This window comes from Pseudarthrobacter cellobiosi (assembly GCF_023913755.1).
Lineage (GTDB): Bacteria > Actinomycetota > Actinomycetes > Actinomycetales > Micrococcaceae > Arthrobacter > Arthrobacter cellobiosi.
Map to the genome: position 1 here is coordinate 13,233 of NZ_JAMXBJ010000045.1, position 14,015 is coordinate 27,247.

The 14,015-nt window shown below is 63.9% G+C and carries 16 protein-coding genes and 2 pseudogenes; 10 read left to right on the plus strand and 8 right to left on the minus strand.

Annotation, left to right across the window (positions count from 1 at the left end):
* Positions 1-18 precede the first annotated feature (18 nt).
* The 4 genes and pseudogenes from NG696_RS11405 to NG696_RS11420 all read left to right on the plus strand — a co-directional run bounded on the left by NG696_RS11405 (position 19) and on the right by NG696_RS11420 (position 2,341).
* Entirely contained in the window at positions 19-453 is a 435-nt protein-coding gene (locus tag NG696_RS11405) for a DoxX family protein (RefSeq protein WP_252564616.1), read from the plus strand.
* Positions 454-537: 84 nt separating this feature from the next.
* Positions 538-675, plus strand: a complete 138-nt coding sequence (locus NG696_RS11410; RefSeq protein ID WP_252575433.1) for a hypothetical protein — start codon at positions 538-540, stop codon at positions 673-675.
* Positions 676-692: 17 nt separating this feature from the next.
* Positions 693-1,247 (plus strand): annotated as a pseudogene (locus NG696_RS11415) (rhamnogalacturonan lyase family protein); the annotation flags it as partial.
* Between the two features lie 125 nt (positions 1,248-1,372).
* The gene (locus NG696_RS11420) at positions 1,373-2,341 is read left to right on the plus strand and encodes an acyl-CoA thioesterase (RefSeq protein ID WP_252575434.1); all 969 of its coding nucleotides are present in this window, start codon (positions 1,373-1,375) and stop codon (positions 2,339-2,341) included.
* Positions 2,342-2,367: 26 nt separating this feature from the next.
* Here NG696_RS11420 and dnaB read toward each other — a convergent pair whose 3' ends face one another.
* Complete coding sequence (gene dnaB, locus NG696_RS11425) at positions 2,368-3,750, minus strand: replicative DNA helicase (RefSeq protein ID WP_058930676.1); 1,383 nt, start codon at positions 3,748-3,750, stop codon at positions 2,368-2,370.
* Between the two features lie 690 nt (positions 3,751-4,440).
* Here dnaB and NG696_RS11430 point away from each other — a divergent pair.
* Positions 4,441-4,896, plus strand: coding sequence for a hypothetical protein (locus NG696_RS11430; RefSeq protein WP_252575435.1), 456 nt, complete (start codon positions 4,441-4,443; stop codon positions 4,894-4,896).
* A gap of 2 nt (positions 4,897-4,898) precedes the next feature.
* Positions 4,899-5,468, plus strand: coding sequence for a hypothetical protein (locus tag NG696_RS11435; RefSeq protein WP_252575437.1), 570 nt, complete (start codon positions 4,899-4,901; stop codon positions 5,466-5,468).
* 67 nt (positions 5,469-5,535) lie between these two features.
* On the opposite strand, the gene NG696_RS11440 is transcribed toward NG696_RS11435, so the two are convergent.
* The 3 genes and pseudogenes from NG696_RS11440 to NG696_RS11450 all read right to left on the minus strand — a co-directional run.
* Positions 5,536-5,910 (minus strand): TFIIB-type zinc ribbon-containing protein, encoded by a 375-nt coding sequence (locus tag NG696_RS11440; RefSeq protein ID WP_252575438.1) that lies wholly within the window; start codon positions 5,908-5,910, stop codon positions 5,536-5,538.
* A 105-nt stretch (positions 5,911-6,015) separates the two neighbouring features.
* Positions 6,016-6,642 (minus strand): FMN reductase, encoded by a 627-nt coding sequence (locus NG696_RS11445; protein WP_252564626.1) that lies wholly within the window; start codon positions 6,640-6,642, stop codon positions 6,016-6,018.
* 100 nt (positions 6,643-6,742) lie between these two features.
* A pseudogene (locus tag NG696_RS11450) lies at positions 6,743-7,455 on the minus strand (PhzF family protein); the annotation flags it as partial.
* A gap of 65 nt (positions 7,456-7,520) precedes the next feature.
* Here NG696_RS11450 and NG696_RS11455 point away from each other — a divergent pair.
* Entirely contained in the window at positions 7,521-7,943 is a 423-nt protein-coding gene (locus tag NG696_RS11455; RefSeq protein ID WP_252575439.1) for a DUF1801 domain-containing protein, read from the plus strand.
* A 151-nt stretch (positions 7,944-8,094) separates the two neighbouring features.
* Here the strand turns inward: NG696_RS11455 and rplI are convergent, their stop codons facing one another.
* The 4 genes from rplI to rpsF form a co-directional block, all read right to left on the minus strand.
* A complete protein-coding gene (gene rplI, locus NG696_RS11460; RefSeq protein WP_111908353.1) occupies positions 8,095-8,547 on the minus strand; it encodes a 50S ribosomal protein L9 in 453 nt (150 codons plus the stop codon).
* Between the two features lie 17 nt (positions 8,548-8,564).
* Entirely contained in the window at positions 8,565-8,804 is a 240-nt protein-coding gene (rpsR, locus tag NG696_RS11465; protein ID WP_003800144.1) for a 30S ribosomal protein S18, read from the minus strand.
* Between the two features lie 128 nt (positions 8,805-8,932).
* The gene (locus NG696_RS11470; protein WP_252575441.1) at positions 8,933-9,514 is read right to left on the minus strand and encodes a single-stranded DNA-binding protein; all 582 of its coding nucleotides are present in this window, start codon (positions 9,512-9,514) and stop codon (positions 8,933-8,935) included.
* Between the two features lie 73 nt (positions 9,515-9,587).
* Positions 9,588-9,893 carry a 30S ribosomal protein S6 gene (gene rpsF / locus NG696_RS11475; RefSeq protein WP_011693941.1) on the minus strand — a complete coding sequence of 102 codons (306 nt, stop codon included), beginning with the start codon at positions 9,891-9,893 and terminating at the stop codon, positions 9,588-9,590.
* A gap of 379 nt (positions 9,894-10,272) precedes the next feature.
* On the opposite strand from rpsF, the gene NG696_RS11480 reads away from it, so the two are divergent.
* From NG696_RS11480 to NG696_RS11490, 3 genes are all read left to right on the plus strand, one after another.
* Positions 10,273-10,440 carry a hypothetical protein gene (locus tag NG696_RS11480; RefSeq protein WP_252575443.1) on the plus strand — a complete coding sequence of 56 codons (168 nt, stop codon included), beginning with the start codon at positions 10,273-10,275 and terminating at the stop codon, positions 10,438-10,440.
* A 62-nt stretch (positions 10,441-10,502) separates the two neighbouring features.
* Positions 10,503-10,652, plus strand: a complete 150-nt coding sequence (locus NG696_RS11485; RefSeq protein WP_252575444.1) for a hypothetical protein — start codon at positions 10,503-10,505, stop codon at positions 10,650-10,652.
* A 502-nt stretch (positions 10,653-11,154) separates the two neighbouring features.
* Positions 11,155-13,821, plus strand: a complete 2,667-nt coding sequence (locus NG696_RS11490; RefSeq protein ID WP_252575445.1) for a LuxR C-terminal-related transcriptional regulator — start codon at positions 11,155-11,157, stop codon at positions 13,819-13,821.
* Positions 13,822-14,015: the final 194 nt, after the last annotated feature.

A 14,015-nucleotide genomic window follows, 5' to 3' on the forward strand; every position in this document is an offset into this window, starting at 1 on the left:
ATCCAGCAGACTCGATTTATGAATCAGTCACGCCTCACCACCACCGCCATCACCGTCCTGCGCGTCATCCTCGGCTTCCTCTTCACCGCCCACGGCTGGCAGAAGTTCAACGAATGGACCATCGCCGGCACCCAGGCCGCGTTCACCCAGATGGGCGTTCCGGCAGCCAACGTGTCAGCACCCTTCGTCGCAGGCCTCGAACTGGCTGGCGGCATTGCCCTCATCCTGGGCGTACTCACCCGCGTGGTGGCCGCCCTGCTGGCCGTAAACATGATCGGCGCCTTCTTCCTGGTGCACGCCTCGGCAGGAGTCTTCGCCGACAAGGGCGGGTACGAACTGGTGCTGCTTCTGGGCGCTGCCGCCCTGGCACTCGCACTCACCGGAGCCGGCCGCGTGTCTATGGATCGCGTCCTGTTCGGCCGCAAGGGCTCCAAACTGGCAGTCCTCGCCTAAGCGGACTCCTCCTAAACGAGCAACGCCCGACGGCGGACAGGCACCCAGGTGCCGGTCCGTCGTCGGGCTTTTAACGTCTTTGCCGTGGCAGGAATGTCAGCCGGCAACTCCGGTGAGTTCGTTGGCGGCGCGATCCAGGACGGCGCTCTGGACCACCTTTCCCGAATTCAAGTCAACGGCGTGGATGCTGGAAGTGGCCGGCTCCGTGACGTAGGCCGTTGAGCCCTGGACAACCTCTCGTGGCGGACGTGGACGCGGACGGCAAGGACGAGTTCATCTTCGGATCGATGACCATCGATGACAACGGCAAGCCCCTCTAAAACACGGGGCTTGGCCACGGCGACGCGATCCATACGAGCGACCCGGACCCCACCCGGCCGGGACTCGAAACGTTCGCCGCCCACGAGGACATGGGGTCAAGCGGCAACAAGGGCGCCACGTTCCGCGACTCCCGGACCGGTGAAGTCCTCTGGAGCATCCCGGCCGTCAAGGACACCGGACGCGCGGCGGCCGGCGACATCGACCCCCGCTACGCCGGGGCTGAGGGCTGGGCCATCGGCGGCGACGCCGCCTGGAATTCCCCCGTCGGTGAGCTCCGGTCGGCCAAGGGCGAACTGATCGCCAACAGGATCTCGGCTGCCAATTTCCTGGCGTGGTGGGACGGGGACCTGCTCCGCGAAATTGTGGATCACGATTGGGACGCAACAACAAACAAGGGAACGCCCAGCATTGCCAAGTGGAACTGGGAAACCGGGTCCAGCGACCGGGTCCTGACGGCGGGCGGAACGAAGTCGCCAGCAGCCAGCAATCCACAGACAGAACTGCCCTGTCCGCCACAAAAAGGCGGTCGGGGCAGTTCCTGTTGCATATATGTCATCCCCGACCCTCCGGTAACACAACGTCTCAGTAAGATCGCAGCATGACTGAGACCGCCGCCAATTCCGTATCCCTCCGCTTCCTGGCTGCCCCCACGGATGTGGGCCACAGCGGCTCGGTAGATGCGGGGACCGTCCTCGAATGGGTGGACAAGGCGGCGTACGCTGCCGCCGTGGGCTGGGCCAAGTCCTACTGCGTCACCGCCTACGTGGGCAACATCCACTTCGCGGACCCGGTGAACAGCGGCGACATGGTGGAGGTGGAGGCCACCATCGTCTACACGGGACGCTCCTCCATGCACATCCGGACCACCGTCTCGTCCAGCGATCCCAAGGGCGGGCCTGCCACGATGCGCAGCCAGTGCATGGTGATCTTCGTAGCGGTCGGCGACAACGGCAAGCCGATACCCGTCAAACAGTTCGAACCGGTCACGGCGGCGGAGATCGAACAGCGGGACCACGCCCTGGCGCGGATCACGGTCCGTGAACGGATCGTCGAAGCCATGAACGCCCAGGAATATACCGACGCCGGGACCGCCGAACGGGTGACGCTGCGGTTCATGGCCGCCCCCACGGACGTGAACTGGGGCGGGAAAGTGCACGGCGGCATTGTGATGAAGTGGATCGACGAAGCCGCCTATGTCTGCGCGTCCCGCTACTGCGGCATGGACACGGTGGCGGTATTCTCCGGTGGCGTTCGCTTCTACCGGCCCCTGCTGATCGGCCATGTAGTGGAGGTCGAGGCCAGGCTCGTCTACACCGGGACTAAAGGCATGCACATCGCCGTACACGTCCGCTCCGGTGATCCGAAGGGCAGGGAACTGAACCTCACCACGTATTGCCTCACGGTGATGGTGGCGCGCGACGCCGACGGCAACTCGGTGCCCGTCCCCGGCTGGGTGCCGGTCTCGGCAGAAGATACGCGGCTGCATGCCCACGCCCGCGAACTGCTCAAGATCCGTGGGACCGCCCCGGGGAACCGGCTGCCCAACCACCTGCTGGGGCAGGGCTAAGCCAGCCAGCCCCGGCGGGAACGACCCTAGAAGCCGCTGCCTCCGGCGTCGGCCGCCATGTTGGCGAAGCGCGAGTAGTGGCCCTGGAAGGCCACCACGATGTCCTTGGTGGGGCCGTTACGGTGCTTGGCGATCAGGATGTCCGCCTCGCCTGCGCGCGGGGATTCCTTGTCATAGACGTCCTCACGGTGCAGCAGGATGACCATGTCCGCATCCTGCTCGATGGAGCCGGATTCGCGGAGGTCAGAGACCATGGGCCGCTTGTCCTGGCGCTGCTCGGAGCCACGGTTGAGCTGCGACAGGGCGATGACCGGAACCTGGAGTTCCTTGGCCAGCAGCTTCAGCGCACGGGAGAACTCGGAGACTTCCTGCTGGCGTGACTCCACTTTCTTGCCGGAGCTCATGAGCTGCAGGTAATCCAGGATCACGAGCTTCAGGTCATGCTGCTGCTTGAGGCGGCGGCACTTGGCCCTGATTTCCATCAGCGACATGTTCGGGCTGTCATCGATGAAGAGCGGGGCATCATTCATCCTGCCCATGGTGGTGGCGATCTTGGACCATTGCTCGTCCTTGATGGTGCCCTTGCGAAGGTCCTGCAGGCCGATGGTTGCCTCGGCGGACAACAGGCGCATGGCGATTTCATTCCGGCCCATTTCGAGAGAGAACATGACCGTGGCCAGATTGTTCTTGATGGCCGCAGAGCGGGCGAAGTCTAGGGCAAACGTGGACTTACCAACTGCCGGACGGGCGGCGATGACGATCATCTGCCCCGGGTGCAGTCCATGCGTGAGTTCATCGAGTTCGTAGAACCCCGTTGGCACACCGGTCATGCCTTCCCCGCGGTGTCCGGACGCTTCGATCTCGTCCACCGTGGCTTCCATGACGTCCTTGAGGACCACATAGTCCTCTGCTGTGCGCCGCTCCGCCACGGCGTAAACCTCGGCCTGTGCCTGGTTGACCAGGTCCTCCACCTCACCGTCGGAGCCGTATCCCAGCTGGACGATTTTGGTGCCTGCGTTGACGAGCCGGCGCAGAATGGCGCGCTCTGCCACGATTTCGGCGTAGTAGCCGGCATTGGCGGCCGTGGGCACAGTCTGGATGAGCTCGTGCAGGTAGGCGGGTCCGCCGATCCGGTTGATCTCTGCGCGCTTGGTCAGTTCGTCCGAGACGGTAACCGCATCCGCCGGCTCGCCGCGGCCGTAGAGGTCGATGATCGCCTCGTAGATGGTCTCGTGCGCAGGCCGGTAGAAGTCCTGGCCGCGGAGGATTTCCACAACGTCCGCGATGGCGTCCTTGGACAGCATCATGCCGCCGAGGACGGACTGCTCGGCGGGAATGTCCTGTGGTGGCTTACGGCTGCCTTCTGATCCGCGGGTACCCTCGATCGAGTCCAGGTGCGTTACTGACAAAGCTGCCGTCCTCCATAGTGTGCCGCGACTTGATGCGGCGAGTAAGTCATTTACCTGCCGGGCGCCCTCCTGCGGGACCTCCACGGGACGGCATACGTTCAGGTCTATCAGCGGCCTCCGACAATGAAGCCCGGCGGGCCCGATTGAAGTCTGCGCAACATTTGAGTCTGCGCAAGGCGCGTGGGAGTTATCCCCATGTTCCGCAAGTTATCCACAAAAAGCGCCGCAGCAGCCGGACCGAAGTCGTCCACTGCTGCGACAGCACATGTCCGCGACGGCGTCATGGCGCCCCAAAAGCAGGTATCCCGCAACGGTAGCCGCCACCGCCCCAGCGTCCAAGCCCACCAACCCGGAGGGCTGTGGATAACCTGTGCACTAAGGGGCATAGCTTGTGCACAGCCTGTGGGTGAACCTGTGGAAACAAAAAAACTTTTGCCGTATATATGCGTCTGACCTGCGAAAACGTTCGTCGAGGATGTGGACTAAATTCTTTTTTTCTCAACCTTCATCCACAGCTTGCGGCGTGGCGCTGTTGAAAGATCTGGCTTTCCGAGCGTCTCCGTCGGCGATTCATGCCCGTTTGGTGATGCGCGGCACACCGCCGGGCATCTTTTGACGCCGCAGCGAATCGGCTGTATGCAACGGCAGGAATGTGCTGTGGATAACGGGCATCTGGCATAAGCTCTGACTATGGGCGATGTACTGATGGTGTTTCTGCCGGCTGGCGTGTTGGCGGCGATAATCTGGGCATTTACGACGGCCCTCAGACCCCGTGATTCCGGGACCTCCGACGCCGAGAAGTACCAGCAGGACCTGGCCAGGCGCTCTGCGGAGCACTATGCCGAGCAGGTGCGCGTCGCAACAGCCGTGCGTGTCCGCCTGGAAGCCAACACCCGGCCCAGCCAGAACGAACAGCAGCAATCGCAGCAGGAAGACCATGCCCGGGCAGCACGGCGCGGGCAGTCCGGAGCGGGTGCCGGCCAGTATGGCTATGCGGCGCTGCCCGGCGGGATTCTGGACCCTCAGCTGGCCATGCAGTTGCAGACAATGGCGCACGAAGGGCATAAGATCCAGGCCATCAAACTCCTCCGCCAGGCAACCCAAACGGACCTGGCGACAGCCAAAAAGTATGTAGATCGGCTTTAGAAATGGAATCGCTCGTGATCCCCGTTATTATCCTCGCGGTCGTGGCCGCCGGTGTCGCACTGGCTGCCCGGACGGTCAGCAGGCGGCAGGCGGCCGTCAAGCAGGCCGGCACGGCCCCTGCGCCGGATCCGGTTGAGGTGGCCCGCCTGGCCGCCGCCAAGCTCTCTGAGGACCAGCACCGCAGGTTGTACGCGCTGATTGCCCAGGGACAAGCGATGGCGGCCATCAAGCTGTACTACGAGGCCACAGGAGAAGGCCTGCGGGCATCCCGGGACGCGGTGGGGGCGTTGGCCGCCCATCCGCAGGCCTACCGCAGCCCTGCCGCTGAAGTGGTGGCAGAGTCCGACGATGACGACACGCCCCAGCGGTTCCCCTACCGCTACCGCGCCATTGCCAGCAAGGGCGACGTGACGCGTGAGGTCAGCAGCAATATGCTCAACGACGAGATCTACGGCCGCATCCGCACGCTGGCGCGCAGTGGCGACACCGAAGGCGCCGCCACTGCGCTGACCAGGCACTCGGACATCTCCCTGAAACAGGCACGCGAGTTCATCGCCCTCCTGGACGACTAGGGCTTATGGACGACTAGGCTCCTGGACCCCAGGGCTCTCAGCCACGGCACAGCGCACCGTCCGGCTGTCAGAAGTCGAAGATGTCTCCCAGCCAGCCTTCTTTCTTTTTGGGCCGCCGGCGGTCGCGGTCATACCCCGGCTTGTCGTACTTCCGGTCGTCGTAGCGCGGCTGGTCGTAACGGGGCTGCTCGTACCGCGGCTGCTCGCGGCGGGGTTCAAAGTTCGGATACAGCGGGGGCGGAACCGGAGCAGCGACAGGCGCCGCGGCCGCCGGGCGCGCCGGCGTAGGAGCGCTGCCGCCCATGGCGTCGTTGGCGCGGTCGATGATTTTGTCCAGCTCACCGCGGTCCAGCCAAACGCCGCGGCACCGCGGGCAGTAGTCGATCTCGACGCCGCTGCGTTCGCTCATGATCAGGTCAATTGAATCCACAGGACACTTCATGTTCCGGTCAACGACCGGGGAGACCGAATAGTTCGGCAGCCGGGACCCCGGCGCTGACGGGAAGAACTTTGCGGGAAGGGCGCGGACCTTGCGGACCAGCCCGCCTTAGCGTCCGCCGGAAATGCCCGCCAGGAGCTGCTCGAACGGCAGGGACTCCAGGGCCGCCGGCTTGCGGCCGGGCTGATCCTCCGCCAGGAGGGCGGCAAACTCAGCCGCCGCACGGTCGATCCGCGACGAGAGGGGCGAGCCGCCGTCGTCCGTGTTTCCCCAGTCCTGGGGGCCGGCGAAAACGGCCGTAGCGGCCATCCGGGTGCGCAGGTAGCTGAACAGCGGGCGCATCGCGTACTCGAGAACCATCTGGTGGCGGTCCGTGCCGCCCGTGGCACCCAGGAGCACAGCCTTCCCGTCCAGTGACTTGGGGTCCAGGACGTCAATGAAGGACTTGAACAGGCCGCTGTAGGAGGCGCTGAACACCGGGCTGACGGCAATGATGCCATCGGAAGCCTCCACGCCGGCAATGACATCCGCCAGGCGAGGAGCCGCATAGCCGGTGACAAAGTTGTTGGCGATGTCCACCGCGAGGTCCCGGAGCTCAAGGACCTCAACCTTCACCTCGAAACCGGCATCGGCGAGGCGGTGCTCTGCTGCAACGGCGAGCTGGTCGGCGAGCAGCCTGCTCGAGGACGGCACGCCCAGGCCGGCGGACAGTACGGTGATGCGGCGGGTTTCCACTTGGACTCCTGAGGTTCGGTACAGCCTATGTTACATGTGTTTGCATGCACCTTGGTAACCAGCAGCGGTCGGCGTTTATTCCACAGGCGCTAGAGCAGCACTGCGCCGCGCCTGCGTTGAAGCTGCCCGCGACAGGGTCCTCGGCGGCAGCGTCCCCCCGGGATGAAGGTCCGAACCTCAAAGTCAGTTCCGGCGTCCGCAGCATGCGGTCCGATCACACCCACTTTCAGGCAGCCAGGGCGGCGAAGTCCGGCCTGATGCCGAGCACCCGTCCGGCGGACTCCAGGAGCACGCCGATCCATTCGGGGCCGTTGACCAGCCAGGTGGCATCCAGAAGCGCCGGGCGGGGCAGGCGAAGGCCCGCAGCGATCCGCGCCAGGTCCGCTTCCGCCACCGGCCCGGAGCGCGTCAGGGGCGGCGCGGCGAAGGCCCGCCGTCCGCCGTCCGCCGTCGAGCTTCACGCGGACCAGGCCGGCCGCGCACTCCTGGACCAGGACCCCGCCCCGCTTCGGGAGGCCACCGGCGTCGAGCCACGCGTGCGCAGACCCCAATGTGGGGTGCCCGGCAAAAGGGAATTCCTCGTGGCCGGTGAAGATGCGGACGCGGTAGTCGGCATCGGGATGCGTCGGCGGCAGTAGAAACGTGGTCTCCGACAGGTTGGTCCAGTTGGCAAACTGTTGCATCTGTTCTGTGGTGAGGTCCACGGCATCACCAACCACTGCGAGCGGGATTGCCCCGGTAGGGTTCGTCTGTGAATACGTCCACCTGGGTGAACGGACGACGGCGGCGCGCGGGGGAGGAATTCTGGCTCACCGCCGCAGGCTATCACCCGGAGCGGCCTGGCTGACAAGTGAGCCGTGCTCTGGGAGACTTCCGTCATGGCAGAAAACAAGACCCAGGCAACCGGCGGGTCAGTGGAAGAATTCCTGGCCGCAGTGGAGCACCCTGTACGGCGCGCTGATGGCTTTGCACTCCTGGACCTCATGCGGGAAATCACAGGACAGGAAGCCTTCATGTGGGGTCTGACGATCGTGGGATTCGGCAGCTACCACTACAAGTACCAGAGCGGGCGGGAAGGCGATGCGCCCGCCGTCGCGTTCTCGCCGCGCAAGGCGAACCTGGTGCTGTACGGCCTCACCGATGGACCCGCCGCCGACCGGCTGCTTCCCGAACTCGGCAAGCACAAGACGAGCACAGCCTGCCTCTACGTCAACAAGTTGGACGACGTGGACCGTGACGTCCTCGCGGAGATGATCCGGACCGGATACCACCATGTCATGGCGGAGATCCACCAGCCCTGATCTCTACCCCGAGTTGGCATTTGGCGGCAGTCCCGGGCTCCGACACTGCCGCCAAGTGCCATGTCGGCGCAGCGCAGGGCACATAAAACCCCCGCTGCCGGTGACGGCAACGGGGGTTTTTGTGCAGTTTGAGGCTGCGTAGCCGGAAAGGCTACTTACCTGCGACTACGTTGAGTTCGATCACAGCGGCAACGTCGGCGTGAAGACGTACGTTGGCCTGGTAGGAACCAACCGACTTGATGTGAGTCGGCAGTTCAACCTTGCGCTTGTCGATGCGGCCAAGGCCAGCGGCCTCAACAGCGTCGGCGACGTCGGCCTGCTTGACGGTGCCGAACAGGCGTCCGGTCTCGCCAGCCTTGACGACGAGCTTGACCGGCTTGGCGGAGAGTGCAGCGGCCTGCTTCTGAGCGTCTTCCAGGGAAGCGTGCTCGCGGGCGGCGCGGGCAGCCTTGATGGACTCAACCTGCTTCTCGCCACCCTTCGACCAGGTCAGGGCGAAGTTGCGGGGCAGCAGGTAGTTACGTGCGTAACCGTCCTTAACCTCGACAACGTCGCCAGCGGCACCGAGACCGGTTACTTCGTGGGTCAGAATGAGCTTTGCCATGTTAGTCAGTCCCTTCCTTAGCCGCGGCCAGCGCCGGAGTAGGGCAGCAGTGCAACTTCGCGGGCGTTCTTGATTGCCTGGGCGATCTTGCGCTGTTCCTGCACCGTGACGCCAGTGACGCGACGGGCGCGGATCTTTCCGCGGTCGGAGATGAACTTGCGCAGCAATGCTACGTCCTTGTAGTCGATGACAGTGATGTCAGCGGCCTTCAAGGGGTTGGACTTTGGTTTGGGCTTACGGAGTTCAGCCTTAGCCATCGTGGAGCTCCTATTCTATGGAGCCCGTGGATGTTGATCCACGGGATGGTGGTGGTCCGACGGCGGCAGTCACGTCAGGTGCCTTGCGGCACCTTCGGCGGTCCCGGCGTCGGGCCTAAATGATTGGTTTAGAAGGGAGGTTCGGAATCGGGGCCGTTGCCCCAGCCGCCGCCTGCGTTGGATACACCGGGCGTTGCCCAGGGATCCTCCTGTGCAGCCTGCTGGTTGCCGCCACCGAAGCCTCCACCGGAGTTGCCGCCCTGGTTTCCACCAGAGTTGCCGCCTCCGAAGCCACCGCCGCTGTTGCCGCCGCCGAAGCCACCCTGCCCACCCTGACCGCCGGAGCGCTGGGTGCGGTTGACCTTGGCATTGGCGTAACGCAGGCTCGGGCCGATTTCATCGACTTCGAGCTCGATAACGGTGCGCTTTTCGCCTTCTTTTGTTTCGTAGGAACGGCTCTTCAAACGGCCGGAAACGATCACGCGCATGCCCTTGGTGAGGGACTCGGCAACGTTCTCGGCTGCTTCACGCCATACCGCTGCGCGGAGGAACAGGGTTTCCCCGTCCTTCCACTCATTGGACTGGCGGTCAAAGGTGCGCGGGGTGGAAGCGATGGTGAAGTTCGCTACTGCCGAACCTGACGGTGTGAACCGCAATTCCGGGTCATTGGTGAGATTACCGATGACCGTAATAGTGGTTTCGCCTGCCATCTACTGCCTCCTTGTTCGATCCTGGGTGAAGAATTCGATCCTGCGGGGTAAAGAATGAAGATCGGAGCTGAAATTACTCAGCAACAACCTTCTGCTCTTCGGGGCGGGTGATCTTGGTGCGCATGATGGTCTCGTTAAGAGACAGCTGGCGGTCAAGTTCCTTGGCGGTGTCCGGCTTGGCGGTGAAGTTCACCACGGCGTAGATACCTTCGGACTTCTTCTTGATTTCGTAAGCCAGTCGACGACGGCCCCAGATGTCAACCTTTTCGATGGTTCCACCATCGTTGGTGATGACGTTCAGGAACTTCTGAAGCGACGGCTCAACGGTACGCTCTTCGACCTCGGGGTCGATGATTACCATCAATTCGTAAGGACGCATATGTGAACCCACCTCCTTTGGGCTAAGCGGTTACGGCATTTCCGTAACAGGAGGTTCATTTGCGATGCCGTGCGATGCCCAGCCAACAGAACGGAGGCAGGGCGCAGCACAGACTTCAATATCTTAGTGCATTTGAACCGGATAGGCGATTCGCGCTTGACTCAAGGCTAGGCGCCATGGTCCCGAGGCGGAAGCCGGAGTGTGCGTATGTGGAAAACTTCACCAACAAGTGGGCCTGCAAGAGGGCAACGTTTGCGAGGGCTGACGAGTGGACGCTTCCAAGCGACGAGATCTGCGTATTCCCTTTCCAAGACGATGCCCCTATGGGGTTTCTTCTTTCTTCGGCTCACGTTGCCTGGGCCTGGAAGCAGGGGCAACTTTGAAAGCTGACCTTGCGTATGCAAGTACGTCCGTCTTCGAAACGTTCCCCTGGCCGGGCCCCATTACCCCGGCGCAACGCGAGGCTGTCGCGGAACTCGGCCGCGCCGTCGTCGAACGCCGGCAGGAAATCTGGATGGCGGAAAACTTCGGCCTGACCAAGCTCTAGAACCTCGTGGACGATGGCGGCTACGCGGACCTGAGAAGCTGTACAAGCAGCTGGTTGAAGCCGTGGCCGCCTGTTACGGCTGGCCGAAATCCATAGCGCAGGACCCGGCGGAGATCGTCCGGCGGCTGACCCAGCTCAACAAGGACATCACGGAGGGAACCCGCAGCTACGATCCCTTCGGCTTAGCGCCTGTCAGCGAAGCGGCCGAATAGCGCCTTCCCCGCCGCCGCTGAGTTCACTGGTGCGAGCGTGCGCTGGCCGCAGGGACCTGCCGCGGGCTGGGCCACAGGAGCCCTGGTGTACGTCGCCTGCGTGTGGGTGTTGATCGTGCGCATGGATCCGCAGCAAGCTTCCGATCCAAGCCGTTTGAATCCGCGGATTCGGCGCGAAGCCTTGAAGCACAGCCTGCATTCCTACATATTTGTGCCGTCATCCTGGCCGCCACCATCAACCCGAGGCTGGGACTGGCGGCCTAATTGGACCCCCAACTGCACTCCGGCTCGAGGCAGAAAGTCTCTGGTGCCCGCAGCAGAACAGGTCTATATTGGCAAGAACGGCTGGGTACCGTACTGGACGCAATGAGGCGGCCAGGAAAGCCGGTCCGCGTGTCGCGCAAGCGGCTGGATGGACCCAGGATTTTGGATAGAGCAAGCAGTTCGGTCTCCTTCTTCGATGGATGGGGACCACATGTCGTTAATAGGCCGAAGCAGGGAATTGGACCGGATACTCTCCGTAATCCGGGGTCCTAAAGATTCAGCCCTCAAGGTGGTGGGCAGGCGCGGGACGGGCAAGTCCGCCCTCCTATCCGAGATTCCCCGCCTCTCCGATGTCCGCACCGTCTTCCTGACAGCGAGTGCCTCAGAGTCCGACTGGCCGCTCTCGGGCCTCACCGCGCTCCTGACCGGCATCGATGATCCCGTCCTCAACCGCTTCGCCGACGAACTGCTGCGCGATTCCACTGGCGCCATGGACGTCCCGACTGTGTCCACCCTGCTGCTCAACGGACTGCACCAGCGCTCGTCGTCCCGGACGGTCATTGTCATCGATGACGCCGACCAACTGGACCCCAGCAGCCAGGCGGTGATCGGCTACTTGGCGCGCCGGCTGACCGGAACGGACATGGCGCTGTTCATGAGCGTGCGGGAAGATGTAGCCGATAGCCCGTTCGCATCCCTTCCCGCCCTCCAGCTGGCACCGCTGAACTACAACGACACAGTCCGCATGCTGGAGGCCATTCCGGCCCGGCAGACCGCGACGGCGGCGGTCCACGCAGTCGCCTCTGCCACCCAAGGGAACCCGCTCGCCGCCGTCGAGCTTTTTAAGCTGCTGCTGGAACGTGTGGCAGACGGAAAATACGCGCTGCCGGTTCCGCTGCCCGGCAAGGGAAGCTTCGAAGCGGAGTTCGCTGCCTCCGTGGGGGGACTCTCGCCTGTCGCGAGGAAGGTCCTTGACCTGCTTTCGCTGTCCTGCCGCAGCGATATCGCCACCTTGGAAAGAGCCTATGACCAGCTGTGGGGCGGGATCGACGAACTGCTGGCACAGGGCATGGTGGGCAGGTCCGGGCCGCATCTGAGGATCCAGGACCAGTTGCTCCGAGGCTACGTGTATGCGGCCATGACACCAGCAACGCGGACCGCCAGCCACCGCGCCATGGCGGCAGCGGCGGAGCCCGCGGATCCCTATGCGCACCGCTGGCACCTAAGCTTTACCGCTTTGGAACGGCAGACCCCGTTTGGGCTGCTCCGCCTTGCCGTTGACCTAATCCGGAGCGGCGAAGTGCCCTTCGCCGTCGAATACGTTGAACGGGCCCTGACCATCAACCCGTGGGAAGCGGAGACGGCTGCGAGGCTCACCACCGTGGCCGAGCTGCTGCTGAACCGGGGTGAATTCGTCTACGCCAAGCGCTACCTGGACTGGGCGCAGCGCGTGACGCGGAACCCTGCCCTGATCCTTCGGCTTACCGGCCTCGCCTTCGAGATCCAGTTCATCCAGGGCGGCGCCGTGCGCTCCAGCATGGTGCTCCGGCTGGTGAAGGAGTTCGGGCAACACGATCCGGCCTTCGCTAACCGCCTGCTCGTGGCCGGCGCGCTCTATTATGCGGACCGCTGGGAGCTTGCGGATGCCACGAGCCTGCTGCGGTACGCCGAGGAGTTCAAGGACCACGCCTCACCGGACTGTCTGGCCCTGGCGGAGAGCGCCAGGCAACTCATCGAAGCGATCAGCGGGACACGTGAGGAGATCGGCCGCAAGCCCGACGGCGGGAGCGAAACGGTTGCCACCCTTCTCGTACAGGGCCGTGCGCTGAGCTATGCCGAACACCATGTCGCCGCCCAGGAGGCCTTTGCCCGGGTGCGGAACTTTCTGGAGGCAAACACCGTCAACTGGCGGGAAACCGCGGAGTTCCTCGCAGTGGACAATGAAATCCGGGCGGGGAACGTCCGGAAGGCGGTGAAACTGATCGAAGATCTTGAGCTCGCAGAACCGGAAACCAAATACCACCGTGGAATGCGGCACGTCTTCCGGGTCTGGCGGGCCAACGCGATCGGAAACGAGGAACTCGCCCGCGCCTACGCGTCGGACGCCCAGCACTTCTCAGGGGCGGAGAGCCACCCTGCGATTACAGCGCAGCTGGCCGCGTGCCAAGGGCATTTTGCCCTCATGCGGGGAAACCTCGCCAAGGCCTTCGCGCAGCTGTCGCGGGCAGGGGAGATAGGTCAGGCTTTCAGCAACCCCACGCTGCTCCGCTGCGAGTCCGATCTGGTGGAAGTCCTGATCCGGCTGGGCCGGCACAGGGAGGCCGCCCAGGCGCTGTGGCACCTGGAAAGCCAGGCAGTTGGCCTGCGTTCGCCCTGGCTCATGATGGCTGTTGCCCGGAGCCGGGCGATGCTGGCCGACGGTGAGCAGTCGCTCCAGCTGTTCAGTGACGCCCTCGCCGGCAGAAATCCCCAGGAATCACTGCTGGAACGCGCCAGGACACTGCTGTGCTACTCCGAACGTCTCGGCGCCTTCGGCCGCCTCCGGAGCGCCCGGGATGGTCTGCTTCGAGCGAAAGTGATGTTCGACGAAGCCGGGGCCCACGCGTGGGCCCAGCACGTCGACTCGCTGCTGCTCGACGAACGTGTGGAACCGGCAGGTGCCCCCGGCAACCCCGCGATCCTGATGCTTGCAGACCACGAACGTGTGCTGGTGCGCATGGTGGCCCGCGGGATGCGGAACAAGGAAATCGCGGCCACCCTGTATGTCTCTGTCCGGACCGTGGAAGTGCGCCTCACCTCGATTTACCGGAAACTCGGAGTGGAATCACGCGCCCAGCTGACAGCCCTCGCAACGGGCAAGGAAGCCACGCAGGCCAAGGAACAATTCGTCCTTCCCATCCTCTAGGACACCGGCTGGGGGCACAGGGCGCTGCAGGTACCCGCAATTCCCGCATTCTTCCCTTCCGGTGCCCACACAACCGCCTGCTTTCCCCGCCAGAACGGCATGCATCCCGCTAATTTTGCAGTACGGAATGCACAGACCCCGCAGCGAAAAGTAGGAAGGACGCGGACATGAGAACGGTCGCCAGAAAGGCCGGT

What these genes read in the sequence shown, in the direction of transcription:
- NG696_RS11405 (WP_252564616.1), top strand. Translation starts at nt 19, where the DNA reads ATGAATCAGTCACGCCTCACCACCACCGCCATCACCGTCCTGCGCGTC.
- NG696_RS11420 (WP_252575434.1), top strand. Translation starts at nt 1,373, where the DNA reads ATGACTGAGACCGCCGCCAATTCCGTATCCCTCCGCTTCCTGGCTGCC.
- NG696_RS11430 (WP_252575435.1), top strand. Translation starts at nt 4,441, where the DNA reads ATGGGCGATGTACTGATGGTGTTTCTGCCGGCTGGCGTGTTGGCGGCG.
- NG696_RS11435 (WP_252575437.1), top strand. Translation starts at nt 4,899, where the DNA reads ATGGAATCGCTCGTGATCCCCGTTATTATCCTCGCGGTCGTGGCCGCC.
- NG696_RS11440 (WP_252575438.1), bottom strand. Translation starts at nt 5,910, where the DNA reads ATGAAGTGTCCTGTGGATTCAATTGACCTGATCATGAGCGAACGCAGC.
- NG696_RS11455 (WP_252575439.1), top strand. Translation starts at nt 7,521, where the DNA reads ATGGCAGAAAACAAGACCCAGGCAACCGGCGGGTCAGTGGAAGAATTC.
- rplI (WP_111908353.1), bottom strand. Translation starts at nt 8,547, where the DNA reads ATGGCAAAGCTCATTCTGACCCACGAAGTAACCGGTCTCGGTGCCGCT.
- rpsR (WP_003800144.1), bottom strand. Translation starts at nt 8,804, where the DNA reads ATGGCTAAGGCTGAACTCCGTAAGCCCAAACCAAAGTCCAACCCCTTG.
- NG696_RS11470 (WP_252575441.1), bottom strand. Translation starts at nt 9,514, where the DNA reads ATGGCAGGCGAAACCACTATTACGGTCATCGGTAATCTCACCAATGAC.
- rpsF (WP_011693941.1), bottom strand. Translation starts at nt 9,893, where the DNA reads ATGCGTCCTTACGAATTGATGGTAATCATCGACCCCGAGGTCGAAGAG.